The 24253-nt window shown below is 37.8% G+C and carries 21 protein-coding genes; 10 read left to right on the top strand and 11 right to left on the bottom strand.

Going from position 1 to position 24253, the window contains the following annotated elements; genetic code table 11:
* Positions 1–76 precede the first annotated feature (76 nt).
* Complete coding sequence (locus ACSBFT_RS11060) at positions 77–1534, bottom strand: type III PLP-dependent enzyme domain-containing protein (protein WP_463045865.1); 1458 nt, start codon at positions 1532–1534, stop codon at positions 77–79.
* Positions 1535–1687: 153 nt separating this feature from the next.
* On the opposite strand from ACSBFT_RS11060, the gene ACSBFT_RS11065 reads away from it, so the two are divergent.
* Together ACSBFT_RS11065 and ACSBFT_RS11070 are read left to right on the top strand one after the other, a co-directional pair.
* Entirely contained in the window at positions 1688–3139 is a 1452-nt protein-coding gene (locus ACSBFT_RS11065) for a UDP-N-acetylmuramate--L-alanine ligase (protein ID WP_489604672.1), read from the top strand.
* Between the two features lie 56 nt (positions 3140–3195).
* Positions 3196–3723, top strand: coding sequence for an NADPH-dependent FMN reductase (locus ACSBFT_RS11070; protein ID WP_489604673.1), 528 nt, complete (start codon positions 3196–3198; stop codon positions 3721–3723).
* A 95-nt stretch (positions 3724–3818) separates the two neighbouring features.
* On the opposite strand, the gene ACSBFT_RS11075 is transcribed toward ACSBFT_RS11070, so the two are convergent.
* Complete coding sequence (locus ACSBFT_RS11075; RefSeq protein WP_489604674.1) at positions 3819–5108, bottom strand: Gfo/Idh/MocA family protein; 1290 nt, start codon at positions 5106–5108, stop codon at positions 3819–3821.
* Positions 5109–5274: 166 nt separating this feature from the next.
* Here ACSBFT_RS11075 and ACSBFT_RS11080 point away from each other — a divergent pair, with 166 nt between their 5' ends.
* Both ACSBFT_RS11080 and ACSBFT_RS11085 read left to right on the top strand, forming a co-directional pair.
* A complete protein-coding gene (locus tag ACSBFT_RS11080; RefSeq protein WP_489604675.1) occupies positions 5275–6408 on the top strand; it encodes a MalY/PatB family protein in 1134 nt (377 codons plus the stop codon).
* Positions 6409–6680: 272 nt separating this feature from the next.
* A complete protein-coding gene (locus ACSBFT_RS11085; protein ID WP_489604676.1) occupies positions 6681–7631 on the top strand; it encodes an aldo/keto reductase in 951 nt (316 codons plus the stop codon).
* 80 nt (positions 7632–7711) lie between these two features.
* On the opposite strand, the gene ACSBFT_RS11090 is transcribed toward ACSBFT_RS11085, so the two are convergent.
* From ACSBFT_RS11090 to ACSBFT_RS11100, 3 genes are all read right to left on the bottom strand, one after another.
* A complete protein-coding gene (locus ACSBFT_RS11090; protein WP_489604677.1) occupies positions 7712–8434 on the bottom strand; it encodes an SDR family oxidoreductase in 723 nt (240 codons plus the stop codon).
* A gap of 74 nt (positions 8435–8508) precedes the next feature.
* On the bottom strand, positions 8509–9075 hold the full coding sequence (locus tag ACSBFT_RS11095; RefSeq protein ID WP_489604678.1) for a redoxin domain-containing protein: 567 nt from the start codon (positions 9073–9075) through the stop codon (positions 8509–8511).
* A 53-nt stretch (positions 9076–9128) separates the two neighbouring features.
* Entirely contained in the window at positions 9129–9692 is a 564-nt protein-coding gene (locus ACSBFT_RS11100; RefSeq protein ID WP_463045875.1) for a TetR/AcrR family transcriptional regulator, read from the bottom strand.
* A 300-nt stretch (positions 9693–9992) separates the two neighbouring features.
* On the opposite strand from ACSBFT_RS11100, the gene ACSBFT_RS11105 reads away from it, so the two are divergent.
* From ACSBFT_RS11105 to ACSBFT_RS11125, 5 genes are all read left to right on the top strand, one after another.
* Positions 9993–10928: a hypothetical protein gene (locus ACSBFT_RS11105; RefSeq protein WP_489604679.1), complete on the top strand. Its 936-nt coding sequence runs from the start codon at positions 9993–9995 to the stop codon at positions 10926–10928.
* A 42-nt stretch (positions 10929–10970) separates the two neighbouring features.
* On the top strand, positions 10971–11339 hold the full coding sequence (locus ACSBFT_RS11110; RefSeq protein ID WP_489604680.1) for a DUF2200 domain-containing protein: 369 nt from the start codon (positions 10971–10973) through the stop codon (positions 11337–11339).
* A 138-nt stretch (positions 11340–11477) separates the two neighbouring features.
* Entirely contained in the window at positions 11478–12305 is an 828-nt protein-coding gene (locus ACSBFT_RS11115; protein WP_463045878.1) for an ion transporter, read from the top strand.
* 235 nt (positions 12306–12540) lie between these two features.
* Positions 12541–13065: a TetR/AcrR family transcriptional regulator gene (locus tag ACSBFT_RS11120; protein ID WP_489604681.1), complete on the top strand. Its 525-nt coding sequence runs from the start codon at positions 12541–12543 to the stop codon at positions 13063–13065.
* 10 nt (positions 13066–13075) lie between these two features.
* Complete coding sequence (locus tag ACSBFT_RS11125) at positions 13076–13486, top strand: DUF1348 family protein (RefSeq protein ID WP_489604682.1); 411 nt, start codon at positions 13076–13078, stop codon at positions 13484–13486.
* A 97-nt stretch (positions 13487–13583) separates the two neighbouring features.
* Here the strand turns inward: ACSBFT_RS11125 and feoB are convergent, their stop codons facing one another.
* The 4 genes from feoB to galK form a co-directional block, all read right to left on the bottom strand.
* Entirely contained in the window at positions 13584–15677 is a 2094-nt protein-coding gene (gene feoB, locus ACSBFT_RS11130) for a ferrous iron transport protein B (RefSeq protein ID WP_463045881.1), read from the bottom strand.
* A 5-nt stretch (positions 15678–15682) separates the two neighbouring features.
* Positions 15683–15928, bottom strand: coding sequence for a FeoA family protein (locus ACSBFT_RS11135; RefSeq protein ID WP_463045882.1), 246 nt, complete (start codon positions 15926–15928; stop codon positions 15683–15685).
* Between the two features lie 76 nt (positions 15929–16004).
* On the bottom strand, positions 16005–17645 hold the full coding sequence (locus ACSBFT_RS11140; protein WP_489604683.1) for a glycerol-3-phosphate dehydrogenase/oxidase: 1641 nt from the start codon (positions 17643–17645) through the stop codon (positions 16005–16007).
* A gap of 354 nt (positions 17646–17999) precedes the next feature.
* Entirely contained in the window at positions 18000–19190 is a 1191-nt protein-coding gene (gene galK, locus ACSBFT_RS11145) for a galactokinase (protein ID WP_489604684.1), read from the bottom strand.
* A gap of 413 nt (positions 19191–19603) precedes the next feature.
* Here galK and ACSBFT_RS11150 point away from each other — a divergent pair, with 413 nt between their 5' ends.
* Positions 19604–20608, top strand: a complete 1005-nt coding sequence (locus ACSBFT_RS11150) for a LacI family DNA-binding transcriptional regulator (protein ID WP_489604685.1) — start codon at positions 19604–19606, stop codon at positions 20606–20608.
* On the opposite strand, the gene ACSBFT_RS11155 is transcribed toward ACSBFT_RS11150, so the two are convergent.
* Entirely contained in the window at positions 20594–20917 is a 324-nt protein-coding gene (locus tag ACSBFT_RS11155) for a hypothetical protein (RefSeq protein ID WP_489604686.1), read from the bottom strand. The two genes, ACSBFT_RS11150 and ACSBFT_RS11155, sit on opposite strands and share 15 nt — an antisense overlap.
* Before the next feature lie 11 nt (positions 20918–20928).
* Positions 20929–24228, bottom strand: a complete 3300-nt coding sequence (locus ACSBFT_RS11160) for a VCBS repeat-containing protein (RefSeq protein WP_489604687.1) — start codon at positions 24226–24228, stop codon at positions 20929–20931.
* Positions 24229–24253: the final 25 nt, after the last annotated feature.

Genomic DNA, 24253 nt, shown 5'->3' on the forward strand with positions numbered 1-24253 from the left:
AATCTATATTTCATCGTATTTAAATAGTCTTTTTTAAGCATTCCTACAAAAAACGAACCAAGACTTGTAATATTATTTACTCGTCAGATTCCTTAATAATTGGATTAAGCAACTCTGGTTTACTTCTTTCTGATCTGTAACCCAAAATTCTCATCATGGACTCGGCATCTTGCTCTTCCGCAAAAAGCTCGGTAGTCAAGTTTCCTTCTTCGTCTAAATTTACCAAAACATGCTTTGATGCGGGTATTAAACAATGTTGAATACCGCCATATCCTCCTAAAGATTCTTGGTAAGCACCCGTATGGAAAAATCCAATATACTGCTCTTGAGTCTCTTCTTCAAACATTGGCAAATATAAATCCTCAGAATGAGCCTCGGTATTATAATAATCTGCCGAATCACAGGTAAGTCCGCCTAAGTTTACCTTCGTGTATGGAGCGTCCCAGTTATTGACAGGAAGCATGATATACTTCTGACCGATACCCCAAGAATCTGGCAACTGCGTTATAAAAGAACCATCAATCATATACCAAAACTCACGGTCGTTTTGCTGTTTGATGTCTATGACCTTGTAAATAGTGGCACCACTCTCTCCTACGGTGTAACTGCCAAACTCGGTAAAGATATTTGGAACGGGTACATTGTTTTTGTTACAAATCCACTGAATGTTTTCAATAATCTCATCAATCATCGCTTGATAATCATAATTAAAAACTACTGAAGTTTGAATAGGTAGACCTCCTCCGATATCAATAGAATCTAACTCTGGACAAATTTTCTTTAGCTCACAGTATTTAAACATAAAGCGAGTAAGCTCAGACCAATAGTATGCTGTATCCTTTATACCAGAATTGATAAAGAAGTGAAGCATTTTAAGATTAAAACGTGGATTAGGCTTTATCTTAGTTAAATAAAGCTCGTCTATATCCTTATATCTTATTCCTAATCTAGAAGTATAAAAAGGGAAGTTTGGCTCTTCATCCGTCGCAATTCTCACTGCTATTTGTACTGATTCAGCCTTATCTACATGCTCTAAATAATAATCTATTTCATCTAAATTATCTAAAACAGGAATAAGATTTTCGTAACCATCATTCAGCATTTCAGAAATAGATTCTAAATACTGAGGTCTTTTATGACCATTACAAACAATGAAAGTCTTCTTGGTAATTTTACCTTCTTTTTCTAGTGTCTGAATGATAGGCATATCAAAAGCCGAAGACGTTTCAAGGTGTATATTGTTCTTTAAAGCCTCTTCTAACACGAATTTAAAATGACTTGATTTAGTACAATAACAATACGTATAAGAGCCCTTGTAATTATATTTTTTAATAGCATTCTTAAACATCAAACGAGAGTTCTCGATATGCTCCGTTATCTTAGGAAGATAAGTTAACTTTAGTGGTGTTCCGTATTTTTTGATGATATCCATCACCGGAACATTATTAAACAAGAGATTATTATTTACATCAACACCAAACTCTCTTGTAGGAAACTCAAAAGTTTGCTGAATAAGATCTATATATCTTTTCATTTAAGGTAAAAAACCTACTGAAGGCAAAAAAATTAATTCCAGAAAGGGCTGGACCCACAAAAACCTTGTGCAAAAGTGACATAAAATTTACAAATTGCAATCGAATTTTCTGGCAAAATCATAATTTATAACTCCGGAGTCAATCTCATTTAAATGTCGAAATCAATTAAGAACATACACTTTATAGCAGTTGGCGGAGCCATTATGCACAATTTGGCACTCGCTTTACATCAGAAAGGATACCATGTTACGGGATCTGATGATGAAATTTACGACCCTGCTAAATCACGTTTAGAGAAAGCGGGGATACTTCCAAAACAAATAGGCTGGAACCCAGAAATCATCACCGATAAGCTGGATGCTATTATTTTAGGAATGCATGCCAGAAAAGATAACCCTGAACTTTTAAGAGCCCAAGAACTTGGACTTAAGGTTTATTCTTTTCCAGAATATGTTTTTGAACAAACCAAAAATAAGCAGCGTATCGTTATTGCTGGAAGTCACGGAAAAACCTCTATTACAAGTATCATACTACACGTTTTGAAATACTATAATAGAAATTTCGATTACTTGGTGGGAGCTCAGATTGAAGGTTTTGACCTCATGGTAAAACTAACCGATGACGCTCCAGTCATTATACTGGAAGGTGACGAATACCTTTCATCTGCTTTAGAAATGAAATCTAAGTTTCTTTTTTATCATCCTCATATAAGTCTTATTTCTGGAATAGCTTGGGACCACTTTAATGTCTTCCCAAAATTTGATGATTACGTCAAAGCTTTCGACCAATTAGCCGACGGCATGGAAAAAGCTGGAACACTACTTTGGGATGAAACCGACGACATAGCCAATATCATAGGAAAACAAGTAAGACCAGACATTAGCAAAGAACCATATGCTGCCCATCCTTACGATGTAAAAAATGGCAAAACTTGGCTAAAAACCAATAATGGTGCTATTCCCTTAAAGATTTTTGGTGAGCACAATATGAAAAACCTTCAGGGTGCAAAGCTCATATTGGAAAAAATAGCCATTACAGAGCCTATGTTTTATGAAGCCATTCAAACTTTCAGCGGTGCTGCAAAAAGGCTTGAGAAACTAGGAGAAAACAAAAACACCGTCATCTATAGAGATTTTGCACACGCACCTTCAAAAGTAGGAGCCACCACATCTGCCGGTAAAGAAATATATCCAGAAAGAAGATTAGTGGCATGCTATGAATTACATACATACAGCAGTCTCAGTAAAGAATTCTTACCTCACTATGAAGGTAAATTGGATGCCGCAGACTTGGCAGTAGTATTTTACAGCCCTCATACGGTAGAAATGAAAAAGATGCCTCCCATTTCTATAGAAGAAATTAAGGCAGCTTTTGGCAGAGAAGATTTAGAAATTTTTACCACTTCCGAAGAGCTAGAAGTCTTCCTAAAAGCACAAAACTGGTATCATTCCAATTTGCTACTTATGTCTTCTGGAACATTCGGCGGCACAGATTTGCCGAAGCTTGCTGCTAAAGTTTTAGAATTACCCGTAAAGAAAACCAACTGGGCATCTATCCCAACTAAAAAGAAGTCTTGGAAAGGTATTTTTAAGAAAAAGGGGTAAATAGGGAATCAATATATTCTTGGCTTAGTTTTCATTTCATCAAACGCAAATATGAAGTGAGCAAGCCAAGAATTTTAGTTTTATCTGGAAGCCTAAAAAAGGATTCTAGTAATAATCGAATACTAACTTTTATTGCTGAACAGTTTCATCAAGAAGCCTGTTTCATAGACCATATCAACTTAGCAGACTTACCTCATTTTAGTCCAGACATTGATGCTGATAATGTTTCCGAAAATGTTAAAGCTTTAAGAACGGAGATTAATTCTGCAGATGCAGTTTTGATTTCAACACCAGAATACGTTTTCAGTATGCCAGCAGTCCTTAAAAATGCATTGGAATGGTGTGTTTCAACGGAAGTATTTACCCATAAACCTGCTGGAATCATCGTAGGAGCTGCTTCTGGAGAAAAAGCTATGGAACAGTTAGTATTGGTTTTGGGTACCATTCAGTGCCAACTGAGTTCAGAAACGCAGCTGGTAATTTCTGGTATTAAGGGGAAGATGAATCCTTCTATGAATGATGCTTTACGAAAGGATTTAAAGGTTTTTATGGATTCTTTTTCACGTCAAATAGAACACGGATAAACAGGCCCGTCTGCCGACAGGCAGGCCCGCTTGCCGAGAGGCAGGGATTGGACACGAATTTATATTCTTCCGTGTCCAATTATTCAAAACTAATTTCAGCTAGGATAAACCCACTCTCCTCTATAATCACGGGTAAGAAGCTTATTGGCTTCTGCATCACCTACTACCATATCTTTTTCGTGGTCCCAGATGATACTTCTGCCCAAATCATTTGACAGCATTCCTAAGAGCGACATATTGGTGGCTTGACGTCCATGCTCTATATCAGCATGTGGTAACTCCCCTGTTTTGATAGACTTCAAGAAATCTGCCCACACCAGTTTGATGTTCTGACCATCTGGCAAATCCAATTGTGGGTCTTCATGTATGGTTGTGGCATTTTTACCATGCGGATAGAATGTCCAGCCGCCATGCCAGCCCATATGGAATGTACCCTCAGTGCCATGGAAATAAGCACCTACATTTTCGCCTTGCTGTACCGGTCTGGTATTATTAATACTGTGCTCCCAAAAGCAAATAAAATCTTCAAATTCGTAGGTCACCAATTGATTTTCGGGAACAGTATGAATGTCATCGTGAATTTTCTTTGTACTGGTAGAGAAAATTTTCTTTGGAGCCTTTTCTTCCGTCCACCAAAGAATTTGGTCAAACCAATGTGGTGCCCAGTCGCCTAATGTACCATTGGCAAATTCTCTTTGACGTCGCCACGCTCGTGGATGAATACTTGAATGATAATCTATCAATTTGGCTGGACCACAGTACATATCCCAGTCCATATCTGCCGGTTTAGGCTCGCTTGGTTTCTGCTTACCCCCACCACCTGCATAATTCACAAATGCTCTAACTTCCTGAATCCTGCCAACTTTGCCAGACTTTAAGAACTCCATCCCACTCACATTATGTGGAGAATACCTTCTATGAAAATCAACAATACAGATTCTATTATTGGCTCTAGCAGCCTTTTGAATGGCTGTTCCTTCCTTAAGCGTATGAGCTATCGGCTTTTCAAGAAATACATGACAGCCATTCTTAAGGGCATGAATTGCAATTAAGGCATGCCAATGATCTGGCGTGGCATTGATAACCAAATCTGGCTTGGCGTTTTTGATACAATCTCTAAAGTCTTTAAATTTCTTTGGTTTGTCTGTACACCAAGTGTTTAATTCTTTTGCACAACCATTTATTTGAGCTTCGTGTACATCGCACAGAGCTACCACTTCCACTACACCACTGGCTACGGCTTCTCTTAAAATATTGGTTCCCCACCAGCCACAGCCTATGAGAGCCACACGATATTTAGCGGCATTAGCGTAGGTTATGAAAGGTCTTGAAAGTATTCCGGCCGACGCCAATGCAGAAGTTTTTATAAATGTTTTACGGTTCATTATGGTTGAGTTTATGGATTAAAAGTAAGCCTATTTAAAATAAATCAAATCATTAAATAGACCAAAACAGGAAATGATACATCAATAATCAATTCCTAAGAATACACCTTTTGAGCGAACTTTTCTTCGCGGATTATCATTTAAATTATAACCAAAATCGACTTCAATGCCATTCAATTTCGATAAACCGATAAACAGAAAAAACTCGGGAAGTATAAAATGGGATAAATTCCCTGATAACGTTTTACCGCTTTGGGTGGCAGACATGGATTTCGAAAGTCCTGTAGAAATCACAGAGGCTCTTCAAAAGATAGTGGACCATAAAATCTATGGTTATGCAATGGGGTCAGATGAGCTTTACAAAGTCATTATAGACCGTTTGGCCACGAGACATAACTGGAAAGTAGAAAAAGATTGGATCGTTTTATTGCCAGGTCTAGTTCCAGGTTTACATGCTTCTGCACGTATTTTCAATGATGTAGCGGCAGAAATAATGACCTCCACACCTGTTTACTTACATCTAAGCTTGGCTGGTAAAACCATTGGTTTAAAAACAGCGGAAGTGCCTTTCGTTTGGCAAAATGACCGATGGGAAATGGATTTCGAAGAAATGGAAAATCAGGTCAACGTTAATACTAAAATGTATATGCTTTGCAACCCTCATAATCCCAACGGAAGGGTATTTGACAAAAGCGAATTGACCGCCCTGAATGCATTCTGCGAAAAGCATGATTTGGTTTTGGTTTCTGATGAAATCCATTGCGATTTGATTTTAGATTCAGAAGCCAAACATATCTCTACGGCTTCTTTAGATAGCCGCACGGAGCAAAATAGCGTGACACTTTTAGCTCCTAGTAAAACCTTTAACATTGCAGGTTTAGGAGGTTCCATGGCCATTATCCCTAATCCGGAAATACGTCAAAAATTCCAAGATGCAACTTTTGGAATTACGCCTCATAATAATTATTTCATGGCTCAAACTATGCTGGCGGCCTATAAACATGGCGAACCGTGGAGAAAAGAACTTGTAGCTTACTTAAAATCAAACCATGATTACTTATGGGATGAAATCAACAAAATACCTTCTTTAACAATGAATCCCTTGGAGGCAACCTACCTCGCTTGGATAAAGTGTGATAGGGAAGATATACCAAATCTAGAAGATTATCTTGTCAAATTTGGACTTGGTGTTTCTGGTGGGCATCAGTTTAAAGGAAAAGGTTATTTTAGACTAAATTTCGGTACACAGCGAGCAAATTTAGAACTGGCAGTGGAGCGTTTGAAAGCGGCCTTTGGGTAGATATTCGTTGTTGGATATTCGTTGTTCGATATTAGATATTCGTTTTTTCGATATTAGATATTCGTTGTTGGAAATTTGCTCTTTTTACTCAATATCTGATATTTCATATTAGGTGCTAATTCTACGTTATTCGATTCCTGATTTTAAATTTGTCTTTTTTTACATATACTGAAAAAGCTGATAGCTAAGGGCTCAAAGCTAATAGCCATTAAACACGTCCTAAAAAGGCTTATAGCTAAATGCCCAAAGCTAATAGCCATTAACTATAAAAAATGAAATACTTAGAATTCTCAAATAAAGACAAAATGCCCGCTCTGGGTTTAGGAACTTGGAAAGCAGCTCCTGGAGATGTTTACAAGGCTGTCAGAACTGCTATTACCTTAGGTTATACGCATTTTGACTGTGCCCATGTTTACGGCAACGAAAAGGAGATCGGCGAAGCTTTCACGGATGCTTTTAAAGCAGGAGAAGCCAAAAGGGAAGACCTTTGGATTACCTCAAAACTTTGGAATAACGCACACCGAGAGGAGCAAGTAGAAGCTGCTTTAAAAGTGACCTTGGCAAATTTACAGTTAGCTTATCTGGACCTTTATCTTATACACTGGCCAGTCGTTTTGAAAGATACCGTCATGTATCCAGAATCAGGTGCCGATCTAGTGAGTCTTAGTGTGACACCGCTAGAAGTAACTTGGAAAGGCATGATTGCCGTGAAAGAAAGTGGTCTAACAAAACACATTGGTGTTTCCAATTTCAGTCCAAGTAAAATCGATAGCTTGATAGAAAAAACGGGCGTAAGTCCTGAAGTCAATCAGGTAGAAATGCATCTTTTCTTACAGCAAAATGAGCTAAAGAACTATTGTGACAAGAAAAACATCATCATGACAGCTTATGCTCCTTTAGGCTCTGCCGATAGACCGGAGGTAAGAAAAGCAGCCGACGAGCCTAAACTTTTTGAGAATGAAACAGTTAAAAATATAGCGAAAGAAAAAGGCTGTTCTGCAGCACAAGTAATGCTAGCATGGGCTGTGGTGAGAGGTACCACGGTTATACCTAAATCTGTAAACGAATCTCGTTTGGCTGAAAATTTAGCTGCTGCAGATATAGAACTTTCAGATGTTCAAATGGTGTCACTGAATGACTTAAATAAAGACTACAGGTTTATCAAAGGAGATTTCTGGTGCATGGATGGCTCAGATTATACTTTTGAAAGCCTTTGGGGTTAAAAAATAACCTAAGTATATATAAACTAAAAGCGGCAATTCTGATGAATTGCCGCTTTTGTTTTTGCTAAGATAATTTAGTGTTAAGCCATAACCACATTGTCTGAAAACGATTGGTAAGCACCTTCAAACTGCTTCGCCAACTCATCTGGGAACAAGTGGAAATCTCCAGCTTTCAGGGAACTCACTATTCCTTCCGCAACGATAGAAGGATCTGCTGCTTCTTCAAAACCTGCCGCTGCTCCCATGTCTGTAGCGATAGGCCCTGGATGAACACTTAAAACACTAACACCTTTCTCAGCCAACTTTACTCTCAAACCTTGCGTCAAAGAATAAGAAGCCGCTTTTGAGGCTGAATAAGTTGATAAATCTGGGAAGTTTTTAATAGACGCCACTGAGTTTAACTGTACCAAAGCTCCTTTATGGCTTTCTAAAATTCCTGCGAATGCATTTGCAACGCGTAATAAACCAAAGACATTCACGTCCAACTCTTGTGTCAATGCTTCTTCTGCATTGTCGCTTAGCGGTGAAGCTAATTTTGCTATTCCTGCATTGTTTACCACAATGTCTACATCTTTTGCCGCTCCAGCCAATGCATTAATAGAGGCTTGGTTGGTCAAGTCGGCCTGAAGTGTCACTACTTTATCACCATATTTTTCTTCTAGTGCTTTTGTAGAATTAACATCACGCACGGCCAAATACACTTTCTTAGCTCCGTGATTTAAAAATGACTCTGTGATCGCTTTTCCGATTCCACGATTTGCTCCTGTGATTAAGGCTACTTTACCTTCGATAGTAAAACTCATAAATATGTTGGTTATTAAAATTTACTAAGCGTTCGCTTAGATTTGGTGTAAAAAAATATATAAGAAGTTTAGGCCTAAGCCAAAACTCGGGTTTCTGATTTCGCCATTGTCAATAAATCTTCTACTGGCACGTGGTCTCCGTAATGCTCGGCATAATGAGCTAGCACTATCTCTCCTTCTGGATTGACCAAAAATTCGGCAGGTAATAAGGCATGATCCATGTCTGTTTCTTCGTCTTTTAGTTTCATGGCCAATTTGGTGGCATCCCAAACGAGTTTTGGATGAAGTAACAACTTGATGGCAGCACTTTTAGAGGATTCTTTTACCCCAAACTTTTCAAAAATGATTTTCTTTTCATCAGAAACCATCGGAAAGGGTGTGGTAGCATGCTCACCTACTTTCAACATAGCCGTTGCACTAGAAGGCCAAATACTGATAATATCAATATCATTTTCTCCAAACTCATCATACCTGCTGACAAGCTCATTGGTCCGTAAAACACAGAAAGGGCAAGCCGCAAAACGGTGAAACGACACTAATGTCCATTTGTTAGCCTGAAAAGGCGTCACCTTATGATTACGAATATCCTTTGTGGTAAAATGAGGGGCCTTATCCCCTACTTTTAGTCTACCTATATCCATTGTTTATATCTATATTTTACTAAGCAAATGCTTAGCTATTAATCAAAAAAAATCTATAAGTTTTTAAACGTTGTTTCAATAAAGTCCTCCAATTGCTCCTGAGAATAAACCCTGGAAGCCTGAGATAAACCCTGAAGTGAAATCATCAAATAATTGGCCTGCCTTTCAATATCCTGAGCGTCTCTTCCCGCTTCCTGTGCCAAATTTTGTTTGAAAAGGTCTTTTAAACTGTTAGAAAACTTCATCAATTCCTCTAAAACAGTAGGGTCCGATTTTTCACATGTTTCGCTCATGGTATTCGCTACCATACAGCCCTTTTTTAATTCACTGTCTTTTGAAAATTCCTGAAAATCGTAGAAGTATTCCTTGATACCAAGCAGGCCATTTTCAGAAGCCTTTAGCTTATCCGTAATACAGCTCAACTTCTTCTTATAACACTTCACACTCTCCAAAAAGACACCCTGCTTATTGCCAAAACTAGCATAGATAGAAAACTGATTAATGCCCATTTCCTTTTCTAGCATACGGACAGAAGTAGCCTCATAGCCATTTTTCCAGAAAACAGCCATCGCTTTTTCTATCACCTCTTCTTCACAATATGCTTTTTGTCTTCCCATTGATGACACAAAGCTAAGCAACTGCTTTGAAATAAAAAAGTTTTGGTGGGGAAATGTTAAACTTTAAATAAAATGGTTCGCTTAGCGAAGCTAAAAGCTTCGCTAAGGTGATATCAAACCTCTGATTTGTACTAGTTCTATCATTCACCCTTAAAAAGCTTAAAACTCCTCCATATCAGCCAGAGGCTAATTAACACCCCTACAAAACTGAAAACTTCGTAGAGCATTTTCCTAAACATTCTAAAGCAATTAAAAAGTACCTAGATTTATGTTTAAATAATCTCATAGAATATTATTCTGATGTCTGACAAGTTGAAATCATCTTTTACGCCATACCGTAGAACTATACTCATGGCACTCTGCATTATGATTGGCCTCAGTTTGAGCCCAATTCAAAGCTTTGCCCAGCAACTTAAAAACGCCCCTGAAGCATTTGACAGCATAAGTTCTGAGCCCACGGTATTTATCCTAAAAAATAACTTAAACGTGCCTCGCGATGGAGGCCACTTTCAGGGTGTACAAGTCATTGATCAGAAGCTTTTAATATCTGGCAGTTCTTCTTCTTTAGCTTACATCTTGCAGGCCGACTTAGCCTCACAAAAGACAGAAAAGCTCATCGCTCTCATGGACAACCCTTATAGACATGCTGGCGGCATTCAGGTAAGTGGCGACTATTTAGCCGTTGGCATTGAAGATAATATCATCAAAACATCTTCTAAAGTTCGACTTTATAATTACCAGAACGATAATCTAGGAAAGACTCTCCATTCCTTAAATATTAATAGAGCGGGCGAAGCCGAACAGCAAACCTCAGGAGCTGTAGGTTTATTAGCCCTAAACAGTGATTATCTTATGGTGGTAAGTAATTGGGATAGCAGGATTTGGGACTTTTACGCGGTTAATCCAGAAAAGCAAGAACAAGAAATATTACATTCATTCACTGCCCCAGACCACTGGGCAGGCTATCAGTCAATTAATCTTCTTAGAGATGAAAACGCCATTTACGCTATCGGTTTTTACAGCAAAGCAAACGTTAGCTACGCCGACTTAATTCTTGTTAGTCATCCAGAAGCTTTTGACCCGATAATGAAACAAGTAGCCAGTAAAACTTTTAAAACTACCAATGGCGTTGATTTTGGCTCCGCTGCTGGCTTAGAAATAGATAAAGAAGGAAACCTACACATTTGGGGGACGCAAAGTAAAGCGTCGAAAGAAATTGCTGTAAATAAGTTTTAAATTAGCTAGCAGAAAGTATTGTTCAAACCAAAATACGCCATTATGCCTAATACAACTCCTGCTCATGACGAAAAAATAGCAATTTTGACATTCGCCTCTGTCTATCCACATTACATTACTAAAGTGCAAAAGAAAGGCAGAACCCTAACAGAACTCCATGAAGTCATTAAATGGCTCACTGGTTTTGATGAAGAAAAGTTACAAGAACTCATTGAAGAAAAGATAACTTTTAAAACATTCTTTGAAAGAGCAAAACTAAACCCAAACGCAACCCTGATCAAAGGAATGATATGTGGTTACAGGATAGAAGATATTGAAACACCTTTGACACAACAAGTCAGATATTTAGACAAACTGGTAGATGAATTAGCAAAAGGGAGAAAAATGGATAAGATTCTTCGTACATCGTAAATTCTATTTCGAAGAAGTATTTAACTACTACTTGCTCGGGTATACATAAACGCTTAAGGTTAATCGTAAAAAATGTATGTTTGGTCGCCGTAAATAGCTCATAAAACCCTATACTTGTGAATAGTTAAACAACGAATTTTGACACTGCGAAAAAGAGTTCACGAGATTTTGGAAATTAAGTTTCAGCGAAAGCGTGGATTAAGCTTTATTGTAAACATTGCTCTTTCGATTCTAATATTCCTTAATACCGTCGCCATTATACTCAATACGGTACCAAGTTTTGGTAACCAATATCGCCGGTTCTTCTTAGATTTTGAGTTCTTCTCCGTATCTATTTTCTCCATTGAATATATTTTAAGAGTTTGGTCTAGTGTAGAAAAAGCCGAATATAGACACCCATTTTGGGGAAGAATTAAGTTTATTTTTTCTCCTTGGGGAATCATTGATTTTCTAGCTATTTTCCCATTCTATTTTTCGTTGTTCAGAACGGATTTAAGCTTCGTAAAGATACTTCGACTCCTACGTATCTTCAGGCTCTTTAGGGTTAGCAGATACTTTCATGCCTTACGTGTTATTCAAAATGTGTTAAAGGAGAAAAAAGAGGAACTCCTGCTTAGTATTTCATTCATTATTTTCCTGCTTTTAATCTCTTCAAGCCTTGCTTTTTATATAGAGCAAGAAGCTCAACCTGAAGCATTTTCTTCTATCCCTGCCTCCCTTTGGTGGGGTGTAAATGCGATGACCACCGTTGGTTATGGCGACATGCATCCAATTACGCCATTGGGGAAAGTTCTAGGGGGACTTATGGCCATACTAGGCGTTTCCATTTTTGCTCTTCCTACTGGTATTTTGGCGAGTGGATTTGCAGAACAAATTCGCGGGAAACGACAAGGCTCTAAAAAGGTACACTGCCCTTTCTGCGAACATGACTTTTACTTAGAGGATAGGCATCAGCACAAAGAATAAGTAGAAGACATTTAGCTTGACACCTTTTCCCTATTCCCGGAGTCAGCTCAGGAATTCTAGCGTCCTGTGGCAGAAGTAAAAAACGGAGTCACTGCGGAAACTCAGTAGTAAGAAAAAATCCAATAAATAGATTAACCAGATATCTATTCCTTTAACACAATTAACTTTCTCAAAAAAACATAGTAGACAGACTTGTATGTCTATTTTATATTTATAGTTTTGTAAAAAAAAGAAAATGAGTTCACCACGTCATAGAATACAGGAAACTGCTTCCATATTGTTTCATCAACAAGGATACAATAGCACCGGAATTAACCAAATAATAAGCGAAGCAAAAGTTGCCAAGGCAAGCTTTTACCTGCATTTTAAATCTAAAAATGATTTATGTGCACAATTCTTAAATACAAGACATGATTTTTGGTTTGCCCAGATGCAAAGTTTTGTATCTCCAGCTCTCAATTCCAAAGAAAAAATATTGGCCGCTTTCAACTTCTTGATTTACATGAATGAGACCGAAAACTTTAGAGGCTGTAGCTTTTTGAATATACTATCCGAAATATCCAAAGAACAAAAGGACATCCTAGTAATTATCCAGAATCATAAAAATGATTTACGAAATTTCTTTAGTTGTGAAATTCCGGATGAAATATTATCGACACACATTTATTTACTCTTTGAGAGTTCAATCATAGAAAGTCAACTCTTTCAATCCAATGAGATAATTGAAAAGTCAAAACTCATTGTAAACAACATCATTTAAATCAAATCATATGGAGCAAAAACAACCTCTCCCACCTTTTACCGTTGAAACCGCAAAGCAAAAAATACAGATGGCGGAAGACGCATGGAATTCTCAGAACCCTGCAAAGGTTTCCCTAGCTTACACCGTTAATAGCGAATGGAGAAATAGAAATGTATTTGTTAACGGCCGCGAAGAAATTGTAAATTTCCTAAGCAATAAGTGGAAAAACGAATTGGAATATAAACTAAAGAAGGAATATTGGTCCCATTCTGGAAATAGAATTGCGGTAAGATTCGAATATGAATATAGAAACAAAAATGGCGAATGGTTCAGAGCTTATGGAAATGAAAATTGGGAATTTGATGAGAATGGGCTTATGCAAAAACGATATGCCAGTATTAATGACCTTGCGATAAGGGAAAGTGAGAGGTACTTATAATATCTCCTTCAGAAGGCCCTAGAATAGTCTAAATTCCAATCCATATTTACAAGTCACTGGCTTTCGCTAGAGACAAAACCTTTATTGGTAAAAATCCTTACTTCAAAATCTGATAAACAATAAAGGCAGAAACATAAGCCAAGACGCTCATGTAACCCAGCTGAATCATTGGCCATTTCCAGCCCTTGGTTTCTCGATATACGATGGCAATGGTACTCATACACATCATAGCAAAAACGTAGAATATAAGCAGCGAAAACGAGGTAGCAGTATTGAAAACCGGCTCTCCCGTTTCAGGATTCACTTCTCTTCGTAATCTGGCTTTAATGCTATTATCATCGGCACTGTCCCCTCCAATGCTATAGATGGTAGACATGGTGCCTACAAACACCTCACGAGCGGCAAATGATGTAATCAAAGCTATCCCTATTTTCCAATCGTAACCCAAAGGTTTGATGGCTGGCTCTATGGCCTTCCCAAAATACCCTGCGTAAGAATTTTCCAATTGATAACTGGCAATGGCGTTGGTCAGATCGTTTCCTGAAAGCTCTGGTTTGGCAGCGGCTACCATTTCAGGAGCTTGCTCTATTTTATCACCAGGACCATAAGATGCCAACACCCATAAAACTATGGAAATAGCCAATATGACCTTTCCTGCTTCAAAGACAAAGGTTTTTACTTTTTCATAAATGGTATAAAAAACCTGTCCCCATCTAGGGGCTTTGTAAGTTGGCAGCTCCATTACAAAGAAGCTTCGCTCATTGGACTTTAGAATTTTCTTCATCACCCAGCCAGCCAACAAAGCAGAAACAAAACCTAAAAGATAAAGTCCCATTAAAGCCACACCCTGCATACTCAAAAGACCTAAAAACTTGGTATTAGGCACCACTAAGGCTATCAAAATAGTATAAATAGGTAACCTGGCTGCACAGCTCATTAATGGCGTCACCATAATGGTCACCAGTCTTTCTTTCCAGTTTCCGATGGTTCTAGCAGACATCACCGCAGGCACCGCACAGCCTATACCAGACATTAGCGGAACCACCGATTTTCCACTCATTCCAAATCTTCTTATGAGCTTATCCATTAGCACCACTACCCTAGCCATATAACCCGATTCCTCCAAAATGGCTATACCAGCAAACAAAAGAGCAATTTGTGGAATAAACATAATGACACCACCAATCCCAGCCACAATCCCATCTGTTAAAAGCGACGTCAATTTACTGTCAGGAAGTGTGGTTTTCAACCAATCGTTTACCTGAGCAATGCCCCCATCTATCCAGTCCATTGGATATTCTGCTAAGGCAAAAACAGCATTAAAAATAGCAAACAGAATTCCCAAGAAAATCAGATAGCCCCAAACTTTATGTAGTAAAATGGCATCTATTTTTTCCGTTCTAGACTCCTTCTTAACATCCGCATTTTTAACAACCTCTTTTAAGGCTTGAGATATATCCTGAAAGTGTGCCAAGGTTTCGGCCGACTGAAAAGTTCTAGCATTAAAACCGTATTTCTGAGATATCTCAGAAATCTTGAACTTCTCATCATTGGTCAGAAACGATAGCTTTTTACTTTGAGCTAAATATTGACTGGCTAGATAATCATTCTCAATATTAAATTCCTTTTTAACGGCAGAAATAGCATCTTCATAAACGCTCTTGGCATCATTATTATAATGCACTTTTCTGTCTTCTAGAGCCTTTTCTATAACAATTTTTAGTCCGTTTACACCTATTCCCTCTCTGGCATTAAGTTCTACAACCGGTACCTCAAGGTGTTTTTCTAACTTTAAAGTATCTATTTCTGTTCCCGCGTCTAAGGCAGAATCCAGCATATTAAGTGCTAAAACAGTTGGAATTCCTAAATCAGAAACTTGCTCGAAAAGCAACATGTTTCTTTTAAGATTAGAGGCATCCACCACCACCACGGCCAAATCTGGATAATCAATATTTTTAGGATTTGAGAGCACCTCCAAAACCACTTGCTCGTCCACAGAGGTAGGATAAATACTATAGGTACCCGGGAAGTCTACAACCTCCACTTTTTCACCTGAAATAAGCTTGGTTATTCCTATTTTCTTATCTACTGTAACGCCTGGAAAATTCCCTACTTTCTGCCTAAGACCAGTTAACTGATTAAACAAAGAAGTTTTACCACTGTTTGGATTACCAATCAGAGCTACTTTCATACTTCCTATTTTTTAAGATTTTTAACCAAAACCGTAGCGGCCTCAGATTTTCGAAGAGATACCTGATAATCTCCACCTATAGTGACACAAACCGGACAACCGAAGGGAGCTTCACGGTCAATCTTGACAACTGTGCCAGGCACAAAACCCATCTCCATTAGTTTTAAAGAAAGTTCTTCGTCCTTAAAACCGTCAACCATGACAGTTTCTCCAGGAGAAAAATCGGATAAAATATGAGTGGTGTTGTCCAATTAAATGCTATTTAGAATCAGTTTAAATAAAACACAAATCTAATAGTTTTCGTTCTGCTGTAAAGAGAAATATCTACTAAATTCCTGCAACGGACTGAAATTTGTCTAAAAGCTCACGGTATTCCTTCTTATTTTTTTCTAATTCTTCATCGGTCCAATCTAATCCCTTTTGAAAAAGAACTGCCGCTTTGTCTATAGCTTCTTTGGTAGCTTCCCAATCCATCAGTTCCATTCTAATTCTTCTTGAGAAAAAGTCTCTCAGCTTTACGCACATGCCACCTTTAACACCATAAACCACTTCCGCTTTAATAAACGGATACTTTTCATGAAGTTTCTCTGCCAATTTTGGATCCTTTTGAACCAACATAAGCACCTCTAAAGAGAGGTCGCCATAGTTTTCATAAAGATGTTTCACGGTATCTTCTCCTAGCAGTTGAGAAGCTTTTTCTTTATAAACATCCATCACAAAAGCACCGTTTTGTGCTCCCACCAATTGCTGTTTATCCGTACTGCAGTTTGCCTCTTTATTTAATATTACACCCGCATAATCTATCGCATCCTTTGCCATAACTCTATAGGTAGTCCACTTTCCACCCAATAAGCTTAAAAGACCAGATTCTGGCAAATATTCTACTTCGTGGTCTCTCAGAAGAGACTTCGTTTCTTTCCTTTTACTACTTTTAGGAGCTAAAAGAGGTCTTACACCCGCAAAACCCGAAACGATATCTTTTCTTTCTAAAGGTGTTTCTAAAAAAGGATTGACGGTTTCTAGCAGATAATCCACCTCTTCCGATTCCAATAAAGGTTCCTCATTCATGTCATTATAGGCTGTATCCGTGGTGCCTACCATCACTTTATTTCCTAGAGGTTTCACAAAAACCACTCTCCCGTCTTTGGTCTCTGGAATAAGCATGGCATCCTCCCCTGTCAATAATTCAGATGGAAAAACGAAATGTACACCCTTGGCAGGCCTCATTCTTAATTCCTCGTCCTTATCGGCCATTAATCTCACATGGTCTGCAAAAGGGCCCGTACAGTTCAGAAAAAGCTTAGCTTTTATCTCAAATGATTCACTATTGCTTTCATCTTGCACAATGGCTTTCTCTATCTTACCATCTTTATCTTTCTTGAAAGCATTAACAGAAACGTAATTGGCGACCACAGCACCTTTATGTTCGGCAGATTTTACCAATGCAAAACTAAAGGCGGCGTCGTTAAAAGTACCATCATAATACATCACAGAGCTGTGCATCTTTTCTGTAAGCCCCGGCATCCTTTTCAAAGTATCCTTTTTACTCAGCCATTTGGCAGACGGCATACCGTCTCCACCAGCAAAAAGTCCGTATATTTTCAGACCGATAGAATAATACAATCCTTCGAACCAAGAAAAAACGGGCGTAATTAGTGGAATGGGTTTAGCCAAATGCGGTGCTATTTTCAATAGCGTATGACGCTCATGCAAACCATGCCTTACCTGTCTCAACTGCTCCAAGTCCAATTGTTTAAAGGCCCTTTCCAGATAGCGTACACCACCATGAATAAGTTTAGTAGACTTGGCAGAGGTTTCTGCACAGAAGTCATTTCTATCTATTAAAGCTACCTTATAACCTCTAAGAATAGCATCTAAAGCTGCTCCCGAACCACTAGCACCTGCACCTATGATACAAATATCGAATTCTTCAGATTTAAGCTTAGAAAGATGATGTTTACGATCCATTTATTTTTTTGACAACGAAGCCCCAAAATTAAGAGATAATTAATCTAATTAATGACGCAGGCACAAGAATAGCTGTTATTTTTGAGCTTTTATGGCACATGCGATAAAGCTATTTTACTTCTAACGCCCCTTTGCAACAAACGAAGATGTAGAATGGTTGCGTCACTTTTAAAAACATTTACTTAAGATACATGCTTTCAAAGCTGATCTAGGTAAAAACCTATCTCTTTAATAATGTAATGGTGTAGAAATTAGTGGATAAGACCCTTCTTGAAAAATGATATGATCTATATCATCTTTAATTCAAATTTAATTCAAACAAATTTCACATTGCGTGTTTGAAGAGCTCATTATTTATTTTGAATTCTTATGCTCATGGTTTTCTAGATCGTAGATGACCGAACAACCATCCATAATTTTAACCTCGAAATGTTCTAGCTCGATTTGAAACTTGTCAAAGTACTTTACCATAAAACCATCAACTATTCCCTGAACAGCCTCTTTTTTAATAAGATTTATGGTGCATCCACCAAACCCTCCACCCATCATTCTTGAACCTAGAATGGATTTGTTTTCTGTGGCCAAATCTACCAAAAAGTCTAATTCTTTGCAGCTCACTTCATAGTCGTTCTTTAAGCCATTATGTGTTTCAAACATCAATTGACCGAAGGTTTCTAAAGCTCCATTTTCCAAAGCCACAGTGGCTTCTTTCATTCTCTTCTCTTCAGAAAGAACGTAATGACACCTATGATACACTTTTGCTTCAAATGCTGACTTATTGGCTTCCAGCATAGAAAGGTCTGCGTCTCTAAAGCTCGAAACGTTTGGATATATACCTTTCAAAATACTTAAGCCCAATTCACACTCCTCTCTTCTTTTATTATACGCTGAGTCTGCTAGGTTATGTTTTACGCCCGTATTAAAAAGAACTAAGTTTACTTCTTCAAAATCGAAGGGTAAATAAGTATGACTTAAGTTTTTACAATCTAGCTTAATAACCTTATGCTCTCTGCCCATTAAAGAGGCATACATATCCATAATGCCGCACCTCACTCCGGCAAAATTGTGTTCGGCTCTCTGTGCCACCAAGGCCAAATCTAAAAGACTTAAGTTGAGGTTATAAAGTTGATTTAAGGCAAAGCCCAAACCACTCTCAATGGCCGCGGAGGAGGATAATCCTGCTCCCAAAGGCACATCTCCACCAAAAGCCAAATTAAATCCTAGAACCAAGTCTCCTCCAGAATCTATAATCTCTTTGGTAACACCAATAAGAAAATTGGCCCAATCTTTATCCGACTTCACCAATGTGTCCAAGTCTATCGCAAGGCTATCTTTTAGGTCTACTGAATGAAATATCACCTTCCTGTCTTCCCTTTTGGAGAGACAAAAGTAAATGGCCTTATCTATGGAAGCTGGAAGTACAAAACCATCGTTGTAATCTGTATGCTCACCTATTAAATTAATTCGACCAGGGGCTCTTACGGCAATAGTGGGTAATGTATTATACGCTCTTTCAAAAGCTTCGGATATTACCGTTTCATTCATTATTGTAAAGCAGTTTTTATTATTAATTTCAGAGAATAAGTTTCCTTGTACCCACAATAACCAAAGTGGTATTGTCAATAATTACATTAAAAAACTATGCCAACAATGTCGGCATAGTTTCCTTATTCTCTACCTAAATTTTAACCTTATTCCATATATGACGTTTCGTCATTCTTAAAGCTAAACTAACTTTAGCCCAAGTTTCAAAAACAAACATCTACTTGTAAAGTTGGCCTAATACAAATGTAGATAGGTTTATAATTCTTACCATTAAAAGTTATGCATAATAGTGCCCTAAACACCGTACAAACGTTTGCACAAAGCCAAAAACGTCCTTATATAAAAGGTGCAAACAATTGCACTCAGTGCGGATTTAATAGTAACTTGCCAATAGAAAAAACGCTACTCACATAATGGCTCGAACCACCATAACGATTAAGAATATTGCTACTGAATTAGGCATATCTCCTAGTACAGTTTCTAGAGCTCTACATGATCATCCAAGAATTGGCATCAAAACTAAGGAGCGTGTTAAGGCATTGGCTAGTAAGCTTCATTATGTTCCAAACCCTGCAGCCTTACTTTTAAAAAATAATAAAACGCTTAAAATTGGTGTGCTTCTTCCTTTTTTAAAAGAGGAGTTTTTCACCATTGCCATTACAGCTATTGAAGACGCTGTATTGCCACATGATTACCATGTCATGGTGAGTCAGTCTAGAGACAATCTGGAACGAGAGAAAAAAATGTTAGACGCATTTATTTCCACCAGAATAGATGGACTCATTGCATCCGTTTCCGCAGAAACCAATCATTATGGTCACTTTAAAGTCTTAGAGGAATATGGTATTCCAGTGGTTTTTTTTGACAGAGTACCCAGAAATCTTGAAGCCAATAAAGTAAGAAGCAACGTCACCATGGGTAGTATAGAAGCCATTCAGTTTTTGGTAAACAAAGGTGTCAAAAAAATTGCGATTATAAATGGTCCTGGAAACCTTCAAGTGTCGGATGAAAGATTAAACGGGTACTTGGAGACCATTTCGAAGTTTGGTCTTCAGACTTCTCAGAAATACATTAAGTCTTCCAATCTGACAAGAGAAGAAACAGAGGAGAAAATGCTGGAACTTTGTGAACTAGAAGATAGGCCTGAAGCAGTTCTGACTTTTAATGATTACGTAGCTCTTCACGCCATGTCAGCTTGTAGAAAAAAAGGCATCATGCCCAATAAGGATATTCTTTTTGTGAGTTTTGCCAATTTACCCATTACAAGCCTACTAGAAAACCCACCAGTGGCTTCTGTTGAGCAATTTCCCTACATTATGGGTACCAAAGCCGCAGAATTACTGCTTCAGTGTATTGAAAACGACGAGCCATTGCCCTACGAAGAAATAATTGTAAATACCGAGTTAAGGATTCATTAATGGCTTTCTCTTATTCATAAGGTAAGCCAAAATCACAATGACAATTAAGGTTAAAATGTAAAAAGAGTCCGGCACCTCATTTTTTTCATCCTCAGGCTTTTCCTTCTTGATTTCCTGATCATCCTCAACCTCAGCCTGTATCCCAATCTTATCTGAGAGATAAGTCAAACCAGGATAATGAGACAAAATAAGTCGTTCATAATGGCTCAAAACCTCAGAACTCCAAGAATCAGCTGTTGATTTAGCCTCTGCCGATCTTTTCTCTATGAATGAGAATAAAGAAACCAATACCAAAAATATCACCTTCATAAAATCTATTTTTAGAAACTATAACTTGTTATTCCAATATCATTAATCCCTATCAAGAGCTTGTTATTGATTAATAAAGAGCTCCGTACATCTCCTTTTATATTTAATCCCGATTTAACTTGAGAAACAGTTTTAAATTCGCCTTTTCCATTTCCTTTTAAAAGTAATCCATAATTAGCATCCGATTTACCCAACCTGAGTTTACTATGGCTATTATTTCCTAGTAAAAGGATGTCCTCAAAGCCATCTTTATCAAAATCTGTAACATTTATTGAAAAAACGGGTGCATACTGAGCTTCCAAAGGTACATTAGCCATTTTATATTTACCATCTGCCTGACTTAAAAATACGGTAGTCGACATATAATCCGCTTTAAAATGACTCGCCGTTTTTAGTTCTGACTCAGGAAATAGTTTATCTAAACCAACTTCAGAAAAGCTAGCATAGGTGGTGAAATCTGAACGAAACTTCGACAATTGATTAAGTAATTCGTCCCTCGTGATATAAGGATAACTTTTCCCTTGAATATAAAAACAAAACAGCGGATCCACTATTCCATTAGAATCGAAGTCTTTTGCATAAAGCTCTAATGGCTCTACTTTACTCGCTTTAAACTGCGTATTTAATCCTTCGTTTCCCACCACTAAATCTGGATGACCATCACCATTTAAGTCTTTAATAGTTATGGTATTCCACCAGCCCAAAAGCTCCTGATCAAAAAACTTATTGCTGATATCTGTCAGTGTTCCCTTATTATTCTTATAAACTTTTATGCCCATCCACTCCCCTACCACAATCATTTCGAAAGACTTATCGCCATCCAAATCTGCCCATTTCACTTCTTTTACCAAGCCTACCTTCCCAAGACCCCTTATAGCTTGCTTATTTAAGCCTCCTTTGCCATTATTTATCAAAAAGTAACTTTCCGAAACTTCAGGATATCTTCCTGGAGATATACCTCCACCTACAAAAACATCTACCAGCCCATCACCATTGATATCTTCTTTTGCTAAACAAGATGTGGCCGTGTTTTCTAAAGACAATTTCACCTTAGAGAAACTCCCTTTTCCATCATTGAGATATAGCCTGTCGGCCAATAAGGCGTCGTCTGCTCCCAGCTGATGATACCCCCCGCTCGCCACATAAAGGTCTTTAAACCCATCTGCATTTACATCCAAGAAAAGGGCGTCTGTATCTTCATACATTTTATCAATTTCAAGACCCAGATTTGAAACTTTAGAAAAACCACCATTATTATTTTGAATAAAAAGAGCAGCACTTTGACCTACTGATCCGCCAATAAAGACATCATCTAAACCATCATTATTGACATCTTCTTTGATCATGAAAGGTCCATTAAAAGATTGCTCATGAATCAAAAGCGGTTGCCGGTCAAAATCCCTATATTTTGGAGCTTGGTGTGTTATGTTTAGAGGAGAAGATATTTGGCTAAAAAGTGGAACGGTAATAGTTTTTTCCTTTTCTTTTTTTTGTGCATTCTTAAAATCCACTTTAAGCGTCTGATTGGCCATCACGTTTAACAATTCTTCCACTTCTCCTGTTGGCCAAGCAATGGTAAGCCTATCTATTTTATCCGTTTTCCCTAATCCTAAATTTAAGATGGGAGATACCGACGAAAGGTAACCTCTCCCGATATACTGTTCCAAAATCATTTTATTTTGACCTATTTCTGCGGTAAGCTTTGCCCCAATCCCCAAAGTGTTTTTATCAGAACCCTTCAGCTTTACTTTTAAGTAATTATTGGTAGCATCGTTTCTAAAAACAAAAGCGGCTTTATTGATATTATTAACCACAAGATCCAAGTCGCCATCATTATCTAAATCTACATAAACAGCCCCATTACTATTTGACGCCTCACCCAAGCCCCAATTCTTGGTCACGTTTTCAAAACCGTTACCATTTTTATTTTTAAAAATGTAATTACCTACATTTGATGATGGCATATGAGATATAATTTCCAATACATCATCTCTCACTAATCTCCCTTTTTCCTTCACAAAATCGTCCATGTATTTGATGAAGTCCAAATTGGTATAATCTCTAAAATACCCATTACTTACAAAGAGGTCTTTCCAACCATCATTATCATAATCTGCTAGAAGTGCCGACCAACTCCAATCTGTATTAGAGATACCAGCAAGCTGACCTACCTCAGAAAACGTACCGTTCCCATTATTGACCTGCAGCATATTTCGCATGTACTGGTAATGAAACCCACTGCGTACATTGAGGTCAAATTTGTTAAAATTGTCTGGTGCTAAAAGAAGTTTTTGACGTCTATTATCTTCCGGGAGCATATCTAACGTGAAGATATCCACCAAGCCATCGTTATTGATATCGGCCATGTCATTACCCATTGAAAACTGACTGGTATGCCCTATGCTATTGTCTATTTCATTTTTAAATTTGCCGTTCTTTTGATTGATATAGATGTAATCTGGAACAGAATAATCATTAGACACATAAAAATCTGGCCAGCCATCCTGATTAAAGTCAGAAATACCTAAACCTAAGCCATAGCTTAAAGCAGAACCATTTATACCCGAGCCTTTCGTTTCATCTTTATAAAACCCCTCTTGGTTCATAAAATATCTCAGTCCCATTTCAGGGTCGTCTGTCCGCATAAATTCGGCCGTACTGGCTTCATTAAGAATCGGTAAGTTTTTGGGGTTATGATTCAACAAAAGCATATCTAAATCTCCATCTAAATCTGCATCGAAAAAGTACGCTTGATTACTAAAACCAGGGCTGTTTAAACCATATTTAGCGGCTTCTTCTTTGAATATAGGAATACCACTGTCATTATTGCCTTGGTTAACAAAGAGCTCATTCACTCTTTTTTGTGGAGGCAATGCTCCAGAATAACAAAGGTATATATCAAGTAAACCGTCTGCATTTATGTCTACCATGGTTACACCTGTTTTCCAAGGACCCGGTCTTCCACCTGCCCCAGCTATTTTTGTGACATCCTGAAAATTAAAATCTCCATTATTTAAATAGAGTTTATTGTCAGATAAATTAGCTGTAAAGTATAAATCTTCTCTGCCGTCGCCATTGAAGTCACCTGTGGCCACACCAGCTCCGTTATAGAAGTATTCATACATTAAAATGTTGGTATTGAGGCCTTCCGTTAGGGTATTCTGGAAGTTCAAATTAGTTTTAGTTGGATATAGTAGGGTAAATAATGTTCCTTCCTTTTCTTCTTCCTCAGGGCTTGAAGAAGTGCAAGAAACGAGCATAAAAATGCCTAAGAAAAGCGTAAGTAAGTCTAGCTTAAGGTGTTTTTTCATGTATATATAAATGTAAAAAAATCTA

It is taken from the genome of Arcticibacterium sp. SM2516, from assembly GCF_057914865.1.